Genomic DNA, 17,381 nt, shown 5'->3' on the forward strand with positions numbered 1-17,381 from the left:
ATTATAATTTATTTTATGATATCAAATCAATATCAATATGTATCAGGAAAAAATTATTAACCCGCCATCTGGCTATTTAACATTTGCGTTATTTTTGGTACTTTTAGGTGCCGCAGTTTTCTGTTTTGTTACAAAGAGTTTTATTTCTGGTGGCAGTTTAATTGCCTTCAATTTTTTTCTGGTTTTGCCGGGACTAATCATTAATAATCCAAATGAATCAAAAGTACTGACACTTTTTGGAAAGTATGTAGGCACAGTTAAAACGGATGGCTTTTTTTGGGTCAACCCATTAACCAGTAAAAGAAAGGTTTCCTTAAGAGCAAATAATTTAAATGGCCAGCAGCTAAAGGTTAACGACAAACTGGGCAATCCGATTGAAATTGCCGCAGTTGTGGTTTGGAAAGTTAATGAAACCGCAAAAGCTATTTTCTCTGTCGAAAATTACATGCAATACGTTAACATTCAAAGCGAGGCCGCGGTTAGGCACTTAGCAAATATATTTCCCTATGACCATTCGGAAGGCGAAGAAACGAGTATAACACTTAAGGATGGTGCCGAAAAAGTGAGCGAGCTCCTGGAAAATGAATTGAACGACAGATTATCAAGGGCTGGCATTGAAGTTTTGGAGGCTAGAATATCGCATCTAGCTTATGCACCGGAAATTGCCAGCGCCATGTTGCAGCGCCAGCAAGCTACTGCGGTTATTGCTGCCCGTAAACTAATTGTTGAGGGTGCTGTCGGGATGGTGGAGATGGCATTAGAAAAGTTATCCCAAAAAGGAATCGTCGAATTGGATGAAGAACGTAAAGCTGCAATGGTAAGTAACTTATTAGTTGTGTTATGCGGCGACCGCCACGTTCAGCCCGTTGTAAATACCGGCACTTTATACAATTAAGACTATGGAATTTGAAGAAAAACAAAATCTGAAACTTTGGTGGCTTTATATCTTATTGGCTGTTGATGCTGTAATTGTTTTAAGCGTCGTATTATTCGATAAAGGGGGTATGAGTTTTAATGATTTAAAGGATACTTATTTCGCACCTTTATGGGCAGTACTCCTGCCCTTCCTGGTTATTTTTTTTATTCAGAAAAATGTACTTACTACTAAAATTATGCCTGAAGGAATTTCCTATCGGTATTTCCCATTTCAGATTAAGCCAAAGTTAATTCCCTGGAGTGATATTGAAAAAGTCTACATTGATAAATATGATGCATTAGGCGATTATGGTGGCTGGGGTGTTCGTTACAGGCTTTGGTTTAAATTTAACGATAAGGCCTATATCCTAAACGACAGAGATAAAGGTTTGAAAATAGAATTTAAAAATGGCAAGAAGCTTCTTTTTAGCTCAAATAAATTGGATGCGCTGGAACTATTCCTTATAAATCTTAAAACCCGGCATCAGATACAGGCAATAAAGTAAAGATGGCAGAGAAAGATAAAAAAGCTTTTGTATTAAGGATTAGCCCGGCACTTTTGAAGGAAATTGAAGTATGGGCCTCCGATGAATTTAGGAGTACAAACGGACAAATTGAATTCTTGTTAAATCAAGCGATAAAATCCCGTAAGAAGACGAAGTTAAAAGAAGAATAGATAAAAGAGGCGTTAATAAAAAGAATTAAACTGCACATAAATCAAATTATATTTCGATACGTTGTCATTCCCAACCCAATAGATGGATTTAATTCGGAATTCTAATGCTATTACAAAGCGCTTTAAGATTAGCTTCGCTGAGCAATCATGGTTGCCGCCTGTGCGATAATGGCGAATAATAAAATTATAGCCTTAAAGCTAATTTTACTTTTGATACAGCTTCTTTATTTATTAGACATTGCCATTATGCTAAAATCTATTTTATAGCGTTTATGCAATATTAAAAATACATAACTTAGCAGCCTAACCAAAATTCATAAAAATTATTTACATGAGAGAAGTTGTAATTGTTTCCGCTGTACGTACGGCTATCGGAAGTTTTGGTGGCTCTTTAGCCCAATTTTCCGCAACGCAGTTGGGTGGACATGCCATTAAGGCTGCTGTTGAGCAGGCAAGTTTAAAACCAGATCAAATTCAGGAAGTTTATATGGGCAATGTGCTTTCGGCCAATTTAGGTCAGGCGCCTGCAACCCAGGCCGCAAAGTTTGCCGGATTACCTGATGTACCCGCAACAACCATTAACAAAGTTTGTGCATCTGGTACTAAAGCGATTATGCTTGCTGCGCAGAGTATTGCCAATGGCGATAATGATATCATCGTTGCCGGCGGAATGGAAAGCATGAGCAATGTGCCGTATTACCTGGATAAAGCCAGAAATGGCTACAGGCTGGGTCACGGACAAATAACTGATGGATTGGTGAAAGATGGACTTTGGGATGTTTACAACGATTATCATATGGGCTCGGCTGCCGAGCTTTGTGCTACAGACTGTAGCATTAGCCGCGAAGCGCAGGATAATTTTGCAACTGAATCCTACAAAAGAGCACAAGCTGCTCAAATTGCCGGAAAATTTGCCGGAGAAATTGTACCGATAGAAGTTGTAGATCGTAAAGGAGCCATTTCAGTAGTCGATACTGATGATGAGCCCACTGCTGTTAAATTTGATAAAATCCCCTCTTTAAAACCGGTATTTAAAAAAGACGGAACTGTTACTGCGGCAAATGCATCTACTTTAAACGACGGCGCCGCTGCTCTGGTTTTAATGAGTGCCGATCGTGCCGCTACCTTAGGGGTTAAACCAATAGCAAAAATCTTAGGCTTTGCAGACGCACAACAAGCGCCCGAATGGTTTACAACCGCCCCATCAAAAGCAATTCCCCTGGCCTTGCAAAGAGCCAATATAGATATAAAAGAAGTTGATTATTTTGAAATTAATGAGGCTTTTTCCGTTGTTTCAATTGCAAATAATCAGCTTTTAAATCTAGAAGAAGATAAAGTTAACGTAAACGGCGGCGCTGTTTCTTTAGGTCACCCTCTAGGCGCATCAGGGGCAAGAATTGTAGTTACGCTGCTTGCTGTATTGCAGCAAAATAATGGCAAGATCGGTGTCGCCGGAATCTGTAATGGCGGCGGTGGTGCAAGTGCACTTGTTATTGAAAAATTATAAATTTATCCAATGAAAAACGTTAAATTTTATTTACTGATTTTAACTGGTCTTCTGAGTATAAAACTTCAGGCGCAACAACTCAGTAATAGGCTTGACGTTTTTCAGGATAGCTTAATAAAAATCTCCCGGACCATTTACAGCCTGCAACTAAACGACGGGAAGAAGTTTGAGGAAAACGGCAAATTCGTAAAAACGCTCGTAGAAGCACTGAAGCAGCCAAATTCATTTAGTTATCCATTCGATTCCTTAAAAACAATAGCGATAATTAAATCGCCGGACCAATCTTTCAGACTTATTTCCTGGTATATTCAGTTGGAAAATGGCATCTACAGGTATTATGGTGCCATTCAAATGAATAATAAGAATGGACTAAAGCTATTCCCTTTAATTGATCAAACAGAGAACTTTACAGAGCCAAATGCAGTTACGAGCAATCAGAAATGGTTTGGCGCCAAATATTATGAAATAATTCCTGTAACCTCATCCGGAAGATTGCCATATTATGTACTTTTAGGCTGGAAGGGAAATACGGTTGAAACCACTAAAAAAGTGATTGAAATTTTATCGTTCGACAAGGATGCTGTTACTTTTGGAATGCCCGTATTTGATGGAAAAGACCTAAAAAGTAATAACAGGATAATTTTTGAATACCAGAAACAGAATGCCATGCTTTTGAAAAGCGATAAAAATGCTGGTCTAATTGTTTTCGATCATCTGGCACCCTTCGACCCTGAAATGAAAGGGAAATTTCAATTTTACGGATCAGACGGAAATACGGATGCTTTTAAAATCGTGGGCGGACGTTTAAAACTTCAGGAAAATGTCGTTTTAAATAATGAGGCAAATTCGAACGATGCATTATATATCGATCCTGCTAAAAATGTAAAACCGGTTAAAAAATTCTAAATCATCAGATGATTACCCTTTTATAATTAACAGATAAGTTAAAAATTTGTTAGAATGCGCATTGCTCGCTATATTGCGACTTTTTATTGACAAAAAACAACACACAAATTTTGAAATCATAAACTTAAACCAACCAAATGTTCTATGCAAACAACAGCTGAAACACTATCTATTAACCATGAGAAAGAATTAAATCTCCATTTAGAAAGCCAGGGCGTTTCTCCTGAAAAGTTATTCAACCATCCAGTAGGTTTATTCGTTCTTTTTTTCACCGAAATGTGGGAAAGATTCAGTTATTACGGAATGCGTGCAATACTGGTTTTATTCCTGGTTAGCGATTTGAGCAAAAACGGATGGGGCTGGCCACGACCAGAAGCATTACAACTTTATGCTTTATACACTGGATTAGCATATTTTACACCAATTATCGGAGGTTTAATTGCTGACAGATGGACCGGTTACAGAAAGGCTGTTATAATTGGTGCGCTAATAATGACACTTGGTCATGGCGCCATGGCACTTGAAGCAATAAGTACGAACTTCTTTTATGTCGGCTTACTCCTGTTAATTTTAGGTAACGGGATGTTCAAACCAAACATTTCCTCAATTGTTGGGAAATTATACCCACCAATCAGCGACAAGAAGGATAGTGCATATGCTATTTTCTATATGGGAATTAACTCCGGCGCATTTATCGGCATGTTGATGTGTGGTTATATTGGCGAGAAAGTTGGCTGGCACTATGGCTTCGGTTTAGCTGGTATATTTATGCTGTTTGGGATGTTACAATTCTATTTTGGTCAGAAAATATTCGGAGTAATTGGTTCTTCAATTCAGAGAGCCGAAAAAGTAGAAAAGGTAGATCCGACGGCTGAAGTTATATCGCCAATTGTGAGAAAACAACGCTTATGGGTTGTAGGTATCTTTTCAATTTTCACTATTTTCTTTTGGATGGTTTTCGAACAGGCAGGCGGTTCGATGACTATTTTCGCTAAAGACTATACGTTAAGGAACTTAACCGGAGGCGCAGCAACAACATTTAAGTGGATTGATGCAATTTTAACAATTTTTCCTCTGGTTGCTGTATCTTATGTACTTTTTAGCCTTGCTACAAAAATCTTCAAAAAGTACCCTGCAACTATTCTTTTTACCCTATTAAGTTTCCTGATTATCTGGGGAATAGCCATTTGGAAAGTAACGAGAGAATTTAGTTCAATAACAACAGAAGTTCCCGCTTCATGGTTTAGCGTTTTAAACTCCTTTTTTATTGTTTCATTAGCGCCAATTTTCTCTAAAATCTGGGAAACTAAATTCAATCCCAGCGGTCCGGTTAAATTTGGTATCGGACTTATTTTAGTAGGCGTTGGTTTTGCAGGCTTAGCTTATGGCGGCGCAAACATTCCACAAGGTGCGACTGCCGCTCAGGTAAGTATGTTCTGGTTAATTTTCGCTTATTTCTTTCATACAGTTGGCGAATTATGTATATCACCAGTGGGTTTATCTTATGTGAGTAAACTGGCACCGGCAAACCTGGTTGGTTTGATGTTCGGATTCTGGTTTACCTGTACCGCCATTGGTAATTACCTGGCGGGCGCTACCGGTTCTTTAATTGATAAAATCAGCTCACAATATTCGATTTCTATATTTTTCCTGATTTTCACCGGAATACCAATCGTTGCCGGCTTGATTATGCTCTCTTTAAATCCTTTATTGAAAAAATGGATGCATGGCGTTCATTAAAATTTTGTAAGATACAACATCCAAAAGCCCGGTTATTTCGGGCTTTTGGCTTTTCATAAACAGGCATGAGTGAAATACAATCTTTAGAAGAGATTCAAAATTTTGAAGGTAAATACCCGAAACAACTCTGGTATTTATCATTAGTTGAAATGTGGGAACGCTTTTGCTTTTATGGCATGCGCGGTGTGCTTGCGTTTTTTATGGTTGACCAATTGCATCTTTCTGATCAAAAATCAAACCTGCAATACGGTGCCATACAGGCCTTTGTTTATGCCTTTACATTTATCGGGGGCATTTTTGCTGATAAAATTCTTGGCTTCAGAAAATCGCTTTTCTGGGGAGGTGCCTTAATGATTATAGGCAACTTAGTACTGGCTTTTAATCCGCAGGGATTATTCTATACCGGTATTACCTTATCAATTATAGGAACAGGCTTCTTTAAACCGAATATCTCATCTATGGTGGGAGAATTATATCATGAAAAAGACAATCGAAGAGATGCAGGTTACGGGCTATTTTATGCAGGCATTAATGTGGGTGGCTTATTAGGCGGCGCAATGTGCATTTACCTGGGTAAATATTACAGCTGGCATTTATGCTTTTTATCAGCAGCTTTAGTTATGGCTTTCGGACTGAGCACATTTATATTTACAAAAAAATACCTGGGTCCCATAGGTAATTCACCACTTTTGCACCTGGAGAAAAGCAAAAGAACAGCTTACGAAATTGCTGTTTATACAGGTTCTTTACTCTGTATTCCTTTGATTTTCATCATGGTTAAGAATACGGCTTTCACCGATTACTTCATGTACACAATTGGTGTAGTAGCCTTAATATATTTTCTTTATGAAATTTTTATGGTGAAAGATCGGAAAGCACAATACAAACTACTGGCTGCTTTTGTATTTATCTTCTGTTACTTCATTTTCATGGCGATTTCTGAGCAGAGCGGCGGTTCGTTGTCCTTATTTGCAAAAGATAACCTGAACCATAACCTGCTTTTTTTATCCATCGATCCAAACGTTGTTAATAATAGCGTTAACTCCTTATTTGTCATCGTTTTTAGTCCTATTGTAGGCATTTTATGGCTGTTAATGTATAAGAAAAAAATTGAACCAAATACAGTTGTTAAGTTCGGAATTGGCTTTTTATTGTTGGCGCTAAGTTTCTATGTATTTTATTCGACCCGATTTTTCGCGAACGAGCAAGGCATCAGTTCATTAAATATATTTACGCTGGCCTATCTCCTGCTCACATTGGGCGAACTTTGCTTAGGTCCAATCGGGATGTCGATTATTACAAAGCTATCCCCGAAGAGAATGTTCGGGATGATGATGGGGCTCTGGTTTCTATCCAGTGCATTCGGGCAACTTGCTGCCGGTAAGCTTGGCGCAGAGATGTCTAGTATTGAGAATGCTTCGCTGATGGCTAAATTAATGTCGTACACTGAGGGTTATAAACAACTGGCGATTTATTCGTTAATCGCGGGTCTTGCCTTAATTATCGTTTCGCCTATGATTAAAAAATTAATGGCCGAGGTTAGATAAGATCTTTATCAGAATTTAATCCATTGAAATGATGCGGTTATTTTCACATTAAATATTTACTTTCGCGGTTTGAATTTTGCGGAAATGGGAAATGGGAAATGGGAAATGGGAAACCGAAAGCAGTAGTTCAAAATTAAAAATACATTAAAAATAATTAAAGTGTCCGATAGTTTAGTTATCATACCTACCTATAATGAAAAGGAAAATATCGAGAAAATTATCCGAAAGGTTTTTTCTTTAAACCAGGCCTTTGATATTTTAATTATCGATGATGGTTCACCAGACGGCACGGCAGAAATTGTTAAATTGTTACAAGAGGAATATGCCGAGCAATTATATGTTCATGAGCGTGCAGGCAAGCAAGGCTTAGGTACAGCTTATATTTTTGGTTTTAAATGGGCTATTGAAAAGAAATATGACTACATTTTCGAAATGGATGCCGATTTCTCACATAATCCTGACGATTTAATCCGCTTGAAATCAGCCTGTTTAAACGGAGCTGATATTGCAGTAGGCTCAAGGTATATCAAGGGTGTAAACGTTGTAAACTGGCCGATGGGCAGGGTCTTAATGTCGTATTTCGCCTCTATGTATGTGCGGTTCATCACCAGAATCAATATTCAGGATGCTACTGCTGGTTTTAAATGTTACCGAAGGATAGTTTTAGAGACCATTCCTTTGGATAAAATTAAATTTGTCGGCTACGCTTTTCAAATTGAAATGAAGTTTACAGCAATTAAATTTGGTTTCAAGGTTGTCGAGGTTCCCATCATTTTTACCGATAGAACAGAGGGAACATCAAAGATGAGTACCAGAATATTCAGGGAGGCCTTTTTAGGGGTAATTCAAATGAAAGTGAACAGCTGGTTCAAAAGCTATAAAAGATAATTTATTTGGTTGCTTTGCTTGCTCTAATCATCGCGCCAAAATCCTGCTTTTCGTACATCGCGGTGACAGTAGCCACCAACCGCTTTGTTCTGGTCGCTTCTGTTTTAGCGCTGTTAATCCAGTTAATAAAATAGTTTTGATGCGATTTTGGTTGTTTCAGGAAGTTAGCCATCAAATGTTTTTCTTCAGATAAACACATTTCCAGGTCTTCAGGCATTTCCACTTTAAAGTCTTTATCTTCCTCCAGGAAAAGTTCTACGGTTGCACCCGCTTCTTTTCTGAGTCTTTTTCGTAAATCTGCTTTCAGGGCAATAATAAAATCGCCTTCTCCCATGGGAATTGCGGCCATACCTTCAATTTCGACTGCATCAATTTTACCCTTCACCCGAAAACTCTTTTTACAATCTGCTTTGAGTTGGTTTGCCAAACCTGCCGGAATAAAAACGTAGCGCCAGCCGGTCTTCTCTCCCATCGATTCGAACTGTTCTATTTCTGCTTTAAAATGAACCATAAATTACCTGGACTATTCTACGCTAATTGCAAATGTACAATCGTATATTTTGTGACTTTGAATTCCATTACCTGAACCTAATATACCATAGATTTACCATTGGTCAGAATTTTAATTAAACTTTTTCCTTTTCTTATGTGTTCTAAAATAAAAAAGAAGTCATGGAAAATCAAAAAGATAAAAAAAGCGAGGATACAAAAAAAGCCGGAACATCTAAAGAAAAAGCAAGTTTCGACCAAAACGGACAAGGTGCATCAGAAAAATATGGTCAGGCCGGTGATACGCCTAATGAATCAGGTGAAGAAAGCGCAGGAACGGTGAATAAAAATAGATCTAAATAATGACGGGTTTATTTTGAGTTGAGTTTTTGAAATCTTTTTTTGAAAAAAGGCATGTTTAAGTATAGCCCTGGGAATCATCAATGGAATATCTTTCCCATTAGCGCAATCGGCAGGATTGTGACTAATATTCAAAAAAAATATTGCTACAAATTAGCTTATTTGAAGGCTGGCATGCGTACAAGGTTTTTTTTCATAAACATTTTTAATACTGATAATTGATTTCCATGCGATAGTTCGTATAATTCCAAGTGCCATTCAGCATTTCTATAAGCGCATCAATAATTTTGTTCAATTCTATTATAGGAAAAGGCTTTCTGCTAAATAAATAATTAAAGGTATCATCCTCTACATTAATTGATTGTAATTCAGCTGCCGAAATATTTAGCCCTTTATTCTGGAGAATTATCTTCATGTTTTGGAGAAGTTTTATTAAATTTTGTTCATCAGAAGTATTTTTTAGTATCTCTTCCCATGACAGGCTAAAATATCCCTTATACCAACCTTTAACACCTTCATTCAGTTCTTCTAGTAAGTCTTGTTTATCAACAAAAACATATTCCTTTTTTTGAACTTCTATATAGAGGTAGTTAAATAATAATTGCATAAAGTTTTCATTTATCCAAAATCCTTTGTTTTTATATTTGATTAAGCTTGTATTTGACATTATTATTAATTTCTTATGCCTGAAATGTTGCTATCAGAGGCTAGACACTATTTCCAGTTAATCTTCATATCAAAATCACTTGAAGTCCACGTTCCTTGGAGCATTTGAATCATAGCAGTAAAAATTCTAATTAATTCAGCTGTTAGAAAGTTTCTATCCATAACTGCTTTCCAGTGCCTATCTTCTGATGGCATTGCTTGAATTTCGGAAACAGTGACATATTTTCCTTTATGTTGTAAAACGATAATTATATTATGTAAAACCTGAACCATGGTTTCTTCGTCAGTTTGGCAAACTAGTTCATCTTCCCATCCTAAAATAATATAGCCATTCCTTAAACCGTTGAACTTGTCTTTTAGATCATCTATAATTTCTTGCTTATTTATCAAAACATATTGTGATTTTAATAATTCTTGATAAATAAATTGAAAAATGAGCTGAGCATACGTTTCATGTATATAAAATCCCTTATCGTTTTTTTAATCTAAAATGTTGTTGCCATTTATTAATAGTTTAAATATTAAATAATCGATCTTATTAGGGTCCAAAATATAAATCTATTTAAAATCTGGCCTGTCCTATACAAAAATTTTATAAAAGGTGCCTTAATGCTCATTAATTTTCTTACTTTATAATTCTAGAAAGCAGATTTTAATAAATGTTTAGACCTCTGCATCGTGGTTAATATTGATAGTTATATCCTAAAACTTCAATGAATATAAACCGAATATGCTTTATTCTCACCCATCGCATATCGCATAAACTCTTTAAGCAACATCAAATAATGAATTATATCTTGTGAAGAATCATATTAAAACTCATCTTCTTCCAAACCCAAAGCAATCAAAAATCCGGGAGAATTATAGTATTGTGCTAAAAAACCACTATTACCTCCATATTTTTTTAATAAATCTTCCGTTTCACTATTAAGGTTAGGGATAAGTTCGTTATCAATAAACGTGATGGATTCCATGATCTCACTCCTAATAAAATGAGCATCATAATTGTCTTCAGTAAATCCAACCTTCGGCAAATTGTACCTGATTCTAAATCTATATTCGGTCGATGTAGCATCGAATAATTTCATTGCTTTTGATTCGTTCACCTGTTTGGCATAATAAATAATTAAAGCATACGTGCCGAAATCTATAGTTAAATCTTTATCGTTTAAATCAAAAATGATTGCTCTTGCCATGGAATTTATTGTCTTAATTTAACTTTTAATTATAATCCTAAACCTAGATTTGTTATACTATAATTTAAGCTATCTACTAAAACATCATTATATAATGGCCTCACAAATACCTGCCTACCGCAGGCAGGCATCTATCCAATATACCGTTGCAAAACTTACAAAGTATAACCCTCTTTATTGCAGAATTTGTATTTACGGCTATTGTTTATTTCTTGTTTTCTTTGTTATTATTATTCACACGCGGCACGCTTGCGCCAGCGAGGGGCCTACTGCTTGCAGGCATCTATCCAATACACGGTTGCAAAAATTACAAAGTATAGCCCCTTTTTATTGTAGAATTTGTACTTACGGCTCATTGTTTATTTCTTGTTTTCTTTGTTATTATTATTCAAATGCGGCACGCGTGCGCCAGCGAGGTATCCGTATCATAGAAACAAATACCAATATCACATAGAATTTCTAAATGAGACTCACTCCTCTAAAATTGCTTTCAAATCAATTAAGGATATCCTTGGCAGTTGGTTCCAACCATAATCTTCCTGTCCTAAGTAAGCATATCCATCAACAAGATCCAGACGTACAGATTCATTAGTTTCAGTAAAAAACGTATTATCTCCATTTTCCTCAAATCCAGACCAAGTTCCTGTTAATATTTTATTCGTTTCTTCTAGTAATGTGTCAACTAATCCTTCCCCTTCGTTACTGGTACCAAGAATACTTCTTAACTCCCCTTCTAATGGAGAGTTCTCTCCACCGTGCGTAACTCTACAAACGGCCCAATAAACGTTATCGCTCACTTTTAGTTTTTGAAAAACTAAATTATATTGTTGGTGTTTGCTCATAGTATTGTTTTAAATTAAAACCCGTTGATTTCGATGTAATAATGATTATTCATAATTAAATTACGTGGCTTCTCATAATTCTTCCAAATTATTTTCGCAGGAGTGCCATCGGAAAAATTTGCTTAAAAATTCTTGCGTTATTTGAGAATAAGTTTTTCCAAAACGAACTGACTAATATATTCAATAATTGCCCAATTGAACCCCCCCTCTGGTTTATTGTTCCAACGGATAACTTAAACCCCTTCTAAAACTACTTCTCTAGACCGCAATACAGCAATATACAAACATTATCGGCAGAAGCCCCACCCTTACTTCATAAGAATCTAAGGCACCACTGTATTTATAGTAAATCCTCCTTAACCACCTGCTCTTAGTCTTGGTTTCTAGATTTAAGTGACCGCTGAAATAGCGAACAATAAATCAGACTGCTACAAATTCCAATTTCTATGATCTCCATCTTACTATCAACTGGCATAGGACAGACTAAACTAAGCTTATCAGTTGGAAAAGATTTTAGCTATAGCTCATTCCCTATTACGACGGTGTTTGGACGGACCTAATTGTCATAAGTCCGACGAAAGTCCGTCTTAAGTGTGTCGAAAGTCCATCGAAACAGTTGGGCTGTTTTGCTTGTCCTATACTGGAATAAGTTTACAGTAGAAAGTCGTGTTACTGCTTTTTGTTTACAATTGATTTAGTATTACTATATCTGGTTTACAATGTTAAGATTTCTTAATGGTATTTGTTTACATAATCCTTTTTGTGAACGTTTTCCGGAGTTTGGTAGTCGCAACTGGCATGTAGCCTAATATTATTGTACCTTTCTACTGCACTTTCTACGGCCTTGCTTGCCTGTTTATATGATTTAAAGACTTCATATAGATTCAGCTCCATCTTAAGTATTCCGTTAACCCGTTCGGCAATAGCATTGTCATATGGGCTTCCAGTTTGGTTCATGCTGATCAGGATATGCTCCTGTTTCAGTCTGGACACATAATCGTCACAGCAATACTGGGTTCCTCTGTCCGAATGATGAATCAGTACGGCTGTTGGATATATCCTGTTGTTCACGGCCTTATCGAGTGCCTTTATACATCCAGAGGCTTTGAGGTCTGTTGACAGGTGATGTATGATTATCTTTCTGGAATACGCATCGGTGACCAGCGAAAGATAATTGAACCCCGAAAGGGTACTGATGTAGGTGATGTCACTCACCCAGATCTCCTCGGCTCTTTGCGCATGCCTCCTCTGCACAAGATCCGGGTGTATCCTAAACCTGTGGTAGGAGTCGGTTGTGCGTGCATATCTTTTCCTGGACCGGATCAGCATGCCGTTCGAGCGGACCAGCCTGAATATCGCATCCCTTCCCATAGAGATGCCAAGGTTCTGCAGAAAACCATTATTGAGTTCCTTGTAAAGCTTTATGCAGCCGGTCCTGGGCAGTTTCTCTCTGATCTCAACTATCCTCTGGAGTACGATATGCTCCTGAAGAACATCTATCTCCAGTCTTTTAAGATGGTTATACCAGGCCTGTCTGCTGTAGCTAAATACCGCACAGAGGTTATCAATGCTATAATACCTCCGTGTTCCGCGCAGTTCGGCCATCACCTGGTAGCAGCTTTTTTTTTAAGATCAGTATTATATTCCGCATTGGCGAGTGCGATAACCTTTTCAAGGGCGGCGATCTTCAGCTCTGCAAGGGCAAGTTTCTTTTCCAGTAACCGCTGGTCTTTGGGGTGTCCTATACTGGAATAAGTTTACAATATGTCAGATACTGGAAAAGGTTTACAGTTTTTAGGGTTGTTAGAAACTTAACAATTATAACCCTGGTATGAGTTTACAAATATAAAAAATCTTCGATTAGTCCGAAGAATTATAAGGTCTAAGGTTGACAGGTGGAGATTTGTTATCTGACATACTTTGAAGTGATTTTAAGTGTTTATTGAAAGAGGAGCGTCCTTCTTTTTCCAGTGCATGCGCATAGGTTGATCAAGTAAGTGAGCGGTGTGTGGGGTAAGGTAATCACAACTCATATGAGGTCGTAATGAATTGTAATTGGCTATCGCGCTCTTGGTTGCTAATAAAGCTTCAGCATGAGACTTGAACAGTCGATTGAGCTTAAAATCAACCTTCAGGATTCCATTAACCCTTTCTGCCATAGCATTTTCATATGGATCCCCCTTATCCGTCATACTTATACTAACACCAGATTCCCGCAACTTGCTAACATACTGAAAACTGCAATATTGAGAGCCACGGTCGGAATGGTGGATTAATGGGCTTTTCTTAGTTCTGGAAGTAATAGCCATTTCCAAGCAATAATGCAGCCGTCTGTAGTAAGAAATGGATGTAGGCAATAACCAACGATCATTCTGGAGTGCGCATCTGTAATTAGTGATAAGTAATTAAAGTTATTACCCACACAGATATATGTTAGATCACATACCCAAACTTGTTCTGTATTAACGATCGTCAAATCTTGATCAGATTTGGATATTTTTTCATCCAATGATTAGAATAGGTCGTCTTAGGAACTTTTCGACTAGCTCTTATAATGTCCTATACTGGAATAAGTTTACAATAGAAAGTGTCTTATACGGCTTTAGCTTTATACAAATCGAACGATTAAACGGATATAACTTTACAAATGGTCTGGTATGGGTTTCCATTTACAGTTGAAAAAACAGATTATTGCAGTTTACTAAAAATCACCAGATAAGATTGTGTGCTGAAAATCAATTATATATAAATAAAATTAAAGTGATAACTCCAATAAATGAGCTATTACATATAAAAAAAGCGCCTGCAAAATAGGCGCTTTAAATAAAAAGTATAAAATTTCTATTTTTCGTAAATACTCATTTTTTCGGCCAATTCGATTATGCTCTTAATTTTAAGCTTCTGAAACAACCGTAATTTATAAGTACTGACTGTGCCCATCTGCAAATTTAACTGATTTGAAATTTCAAGAACGCCCACGCCCTTAGTAAGTAATTCGGCTACCTCCAGCTCTCTTCCCGACAACTTAGTGAAAGGGTTATCTGCATCATTCCCCAAAATACTGTTGAACATGTTTTCTTTCACATTTCTGCTGGAATACCTGCTTCCCGCTAAGATTGTTGTAATTGCTGTTATGATTTCAGATTCCTCCGCATTTTTAGTTAAATAACCTGAAGCTCCGGCTTTTAAATAAGGTACGGCATAAATGTTTTCATTCAGTGAAGAAAATACAAGGATTTTCGCATTGGATTGTACAAGTTTCAATTGTTCGATTACTTTCAGGTTATTACCACCTGGTAGATTTACATCGATAATAATTAGGCTGGGAAATTGCTCCGTTTCTACCAAAGCTGCTTCCATTGTTGCTGCTTCCAACATCTGTACACCAGTCCAGTAATCAGATATTAAGCTTCTCAACCCCCGGCGAATAATTTCATGATCATCTGCGATTAGCACAGAAAAAGTACTTACGGTATTCTTTGTTTTCATTGTACTGAATTGTGGATAATTTGTGTGTTAGTTTGATTCGGGCGCGCTAAAGTAGATTTCAATTTATCGAGAGACTTTTTAATTCGTTTGATTATGTATTCGTAAATGTACAATTTTTATTAAATATGTTTAAATGCTTTTCTTACCAGGCTTTAATATTAGCATCTTATTTGGGAAAGATTGACATTTGTCAACAAAATAATGCGAATTACACTATATAAAATAATTACAAATACAATAAATTCAATTATAACTTTGCTCTGATCCTGCTCAATGTTTCTAACCTGATAGCGAGAAATGATGCTATATATTTTAAAGAAACACGGTTTATTAAGTCGGGAAAGGACTGCAAAAATCTTTTATATCTTTTTTCCGCCGATGAAATTCTGCACAGATAAGCTCTTTCTTCAGCAGAACGGTAATAAAGTTCCATCATTTTACGCCCCACAATATTAGCTTCAGGAAAGTTATCGTAGAGGTACTCGGATAAAACATGTGGAATAGATATTAATTCCACATCTTCAAGTGCCTGAAGGTATTCATCAGAGTCATCTTTCAGCCACAAATTACGAATTGTTCCTATAATTTCACCTTCTTTAGAAATCCATGTCGTAATTTCTGTTTTACCGTCTTTAATATAACCTCTAACTACCCCCTTCATAATCAGAAATAGATACTCATTTCTCTCAACCGGGGATATAACGAACTTATTTTTTTTGAAAGACACCGGGAAGGTATACTGATTGATCCGCTTTTCTATTTCCTCATTGAGCGGATGAAATCGCTTGAACAATGAAATTAGGGGCGAAGTATTACCATACTTTTTCCATCTATCCTCTTCGGATAAATTGACTTTGATCATATTTTAACTGAGAAATGGTATAAGCTAACAAAGAAGATGTGACGAAATTTGTGCTTCGACGAAGTTAATATTTGTTTTTTTATTAATCAACACCGCTACATCAATTTTTCTACGCCGAGACCAAAAAGTGCGAAATCATATTTAACCGGATCCAATTCATCAAATTTTTTCAGATTTTGTGTTAATTCTAAAGCTGTGAACCAATCTGTGCGTGTTCTGGTGATTAAACCCAACAACCTGCCAACTCGGTCTACATGCACATCGCAGGGACAAACCAAATCAGCAGCGTTCAATGTATTCCAAATACCAAAATCGACTCCCGAGTTGTCTTTTCGAACCATCCAGCGCAAAAACATGTTTAATCGTTTGCAAGTCGATTTTTGTTTTGGAGACGAGATGTGTTTCTTCGTACGGTTGGGATAATCTTCCAGCGAAAAAAAATAACTTCTGAAATGATTTAAAGACGCTTCAATGGTAAAGCTGTGTTTACCAGAAAGGTGGATTTCAGGTAGAACTAGGGTTTGCTCTGGAATAAAGGCTTGTTCCAGGCTTTCGTATTGCGCAAAATGAAATTTGAAAAAGGAAATGAAATACAGTAAATCCGTATCGTTAAAGGTCCGGTGTTTGAAGTTTAATAATCTTTTCAGATCGTTGTCCGTATGATTTAAAACGAAATCATAAGGCGCGTCATCCATACGATTCAATAACGTTTCGCATTTATTAATAATCGTTTTTCTCTGCCCCCAGGCTAAAACTGCAGCAAAAAATCCGGCAATCTCAATGTCTTGTTTCTTTACGAACAAATGTGGGATACAAATGGGGTCGTTAGGAATAAAATCAGGCCGGTTGTACTGCTCAACTTTAGCATCAAGAAAGTTTTTTAGATCCAGGAAATCCATTTGTATAATTAGATGATTAAGAGGCTGTTTAAATTCTCATGGCAACGTTAATTAAAGTCGTTTCGGCCGCAATGAAGAATCCGAAGGCTCTGGTAAGCAAAATCTTTCCGCAAGCAATGATAGAGTTATCTTTCAAAGATCTCTCCGTTAGGCTTTGCTTAAGTCGGGATGACGACCGCCAGAGGCATATTATTAGTAAAACTAATTTTAACCATATAAGAAATTTAAGCGCAATTAGTTGCTGAGCTTATATTCCCTTTATATTTCTTATATGGTTATATTTTTAAGCCCTGACGGGAACCTCAAGTCGTCATTTCGACCGCAGTGGAGAAATCTTTGTAAAAAAACTAAATGCGAAGATTTCTCCATTCGCTGCGCTACAGTCGAAATGACAAAATA

General features: G+C 36.9%; 19 protein-coding genes. 9 read left to right on the forward strand and 10 right to left on the reverse strand.

The window, feature by feature from the left end; all coding sequences use genetic code 11:
• Positions 1 to 37: 37 nt before the first annotated feature.
• The 8 genes from ASF92_RS18455 to ASF92_RS18485 all read left to right on the forward strand — a co-directional run bounded on the left by ASF92_RS18455 (position 38) and on the right by ASF92_RS18485 (position 8,179).
• On the forward strand, positions 38 to 895 hold the full coding sequence (locus ASF92_RS18455) for an SPFH domain-containing protein (protein ID WP_056096772.1): 858 nt from the start codon (positions 38 to 40) through the stop codon (positions 893 to 895).
• Positions 896 to 899: 4 nt separating this feature from the next.
• A complete protein-coding gene (locus ASF92_RS18460; protein ID WP_056096776.1) occupies positions 900 to 1,421 on the forward strand; it encodes a hypothetical protein in 522 nt (173 codons plus the stop codon).
• A gap of 2 nt (positions 1,422 to 1,423) precedes the next feature.
• Positions 1,424 to 1,591, forward strand: a complete 168-nt coding sequence (locus ASF92_RS20865) for an Arc family DNA binding domain-containing protein (RefSeq protein ID WP_082489619.1) — start codon at positions 1,424 to 1,426, stop codon at positions 1,589 to 1,591.
• 331 nt (positions 1,592 to 1,922) lie between these two features.
• Positions 1,923 to 3,098 (forward strand): acetyl-CoA C-acyltransferase, encoded by a 1,176-nt coding sequence (locus ASF92_RS18465; protein ID WP_056096779.1) that lies wholly within the window; start codon positions 1,923 to 1,925, stop codon positions 3,096 to 3,098.
• 9 nt (positions 3,099 to 3,107) lie between these two features.
• On the forward strand, positions 3,108 to 4,004 hold the full coding sequence (locus ASF92_RS18470; RefSeq protein WP_056096782.1) for a hypothetical protein: 897 nt from the start codon (positions 3,108 to 3,110) through the stop codon (positions 4,002 to 4,004).
• A 144-nt stretch (positions 4,005 to 4,148) separates the two neighbouring features.
• Entirely contained in the window at positions 4,149 to 5,744 is a 1,596-nt protein-coding gene (locus ASF92_RS18475) for a peptide MFS transporter (protein WP_082489620.1), read from the forward strand.
• 65 nt (positions 5,745 to 5,809) lie between these two features.
• The gene (locus tag ASF92_RS18480) at positions 5,810 to 7,291 is read left to right on the forward strand and encodes a peptide MFS transporter (RefSeq protein WP_056096785.1); all 1,482 of its coding nucleotides are present in this window, start codon (positions 5,810 to 5,812) and stop codon (positions 7,289 to 7,291) included.
• A gap of 159 nt (positions 7,292 to 7,450) precedes the next feature.
• Positions 7,451 to 8,179, forward strand: a complete 729-nt coding sequence (locus ASF92_RS18485; protein WP_056096789.1) for a polyprenol monophosphomannose synthase — start codon at positions 7,451 to 7,453, stop codon at positions 8,177 to 8,179.
• Position 8,180: 1 nt separating this feature from the next.
• Here the strand turns inward: ASF92_RS18485 and ASF92_RS18490 are convergent, their stop codons facing one another.
• Positions 8,181 to 8,690, reverse strand: coding sequence for a YdeI/OmpD-associated family protein (locus ASF92_RS18490; protein WP_056096793.1), 510 nt, complete (start codon positions 8,688 to 8,690; stop codon positions 8,181 to 8,183).
• Between the two features lie 161 nt (positions 8,691 to 8,851).
• Between ASF92_RS18490 and ASF92_RS18495 the strand changes: the two genes are divergently transcribed.
• Entirely contained in the window at positions 8,852 to 9,031 is a 180-nt protein-coding gene (locus ASF92_RS18495; RefSeq protein WP_056096796.1) for a hypothetical protein, read from the forward strand.
• Between the two features lie 202 nt (positions 9,032 to 9,233).
• Here ASF92_RS18495 and ASF92_RS18500 read toward each other — a convergent pair whose 3' ends face one another.
• The 9 genes from ASF92_RS18500 to ASF92_RS18545 form a co-directional block, all read right to left on the reverse strand.
• Positions 9,234 to 9,695 (reverse strand): hypothetical protein, encoded by a 462-nt coding sequence (locus tag ASF92_RS18500; RefSeq protein WP_056096799.1) that lies wholly within the window; start codon positions 9,693 to 9,695, stop codon positions 9,234 to 9,236.
• A gap of 47 nt (positions 9,696 to 9,742) precedes the next feature.
• The gene (locus tag ASF92_RS18505) at positions 9,743 to 10,084 is read right to left on the reverse strand and encodes a hypothetical protein (RefSeq protein WP_056096802.1); all 342 of its coding nucleotides are present in this window, start codon (positions 10,082 to 10,084) and stop codon (positions 9,743 to 9,745) included.
• Between the two features lie 422 nt (positions 10,085 to 10,506).
• Positions 10,507 to 10,890: a hypothetical protein gene (locus ASF92_RS18510; protein WP_056096807.1), complete on the reverse strand. Its 384-nt coding sequence runs from the start codon at positions 10,888 to 10,890 to the stop codon at positions 10,507 to 10,509.
• Between the two features lie 470 nt (positions 10,891 to 11,360).
• Positions 11,361 to 11,732 (reverse strand): hypothetical protein, encoded by a 372-nt coding sequence (locus tag ASF92_RS18515; RefSeq protein ID WP_056096810.1) that lies wholly within the window; start codon positions 11,730 to 11,732, stop codon positions 11,361 to 11,363.
• Positions 11,733 to 12,464: 732 nt separating this feature from the next.
• A complete protein-coding gene (locus ASF92_RS20870; RefSeq protein WP_082489621.1) occupies positions 12,465 to 13,337 on the reverse strand; it encodes an IS3 family transposase in 873 nt (290 codons plus the stop codon).
• Positions 13,338 to 13,663: 326 nt separating this feature from the next.
• Positions 13,664 to 14,089, reverse strand: a complete 426-nt coding sequence (locus tag ASF92_RS21635) for an integrase core domain-containing protein (protein ID WP_369817117.1) — start codon at positions 14,087 to 14,089, stop codon at positions 13,664 to 13,666.
• Positions 14,090 to 14,573: 484 nt separating this feature from the next.
• Positions 14,574 to 15,221: a response regulator transcription factor gene (locus tag ASF92_RS18535; RefSeq protein ID WP_056096822.1), complete on the reverse strand. Its 648-nt coding sequence runs from the start codon at positions 15,219 to 15,221 to the stop codon at positions 14,574 to 14,576.
• 247 nt (positions 15,222 to 15,468) lie between these two features.
• Positions 15,469 to 16,083, reverse strand: a complete 615-nt coding sequence (locus ASF92_RS18540; protein WP_056096825.1) for a Crp/Fnr family transcriptional regulator — start codon at positions 16,081 to 16,083, stop codon at positions 15,469 to 15,471.
• Positions 16,084 to 16,178: 95 nt separating this feature from the next.
• Entirely contained in the window at positions 16,179 to 16,982 is an 804-nt protein-coding gene (locus ASF92_RS18545; RefSeq protein ID WP_056096827.1) for a TIGR02757 family protein, read from the reverse strand.
• Positions 16,983 to 17,381 lie beyond the last annotated feature (399 nt).

Source organism: Pedobacter sp. Leaf176 (genome assembly GCF_001424305.1).
Classification (GTDB): Bacteria; Bacteroidota; Bacteroidia; order Sphingobacteriales; family Sphingobacteriaceae; genus Pedobacter.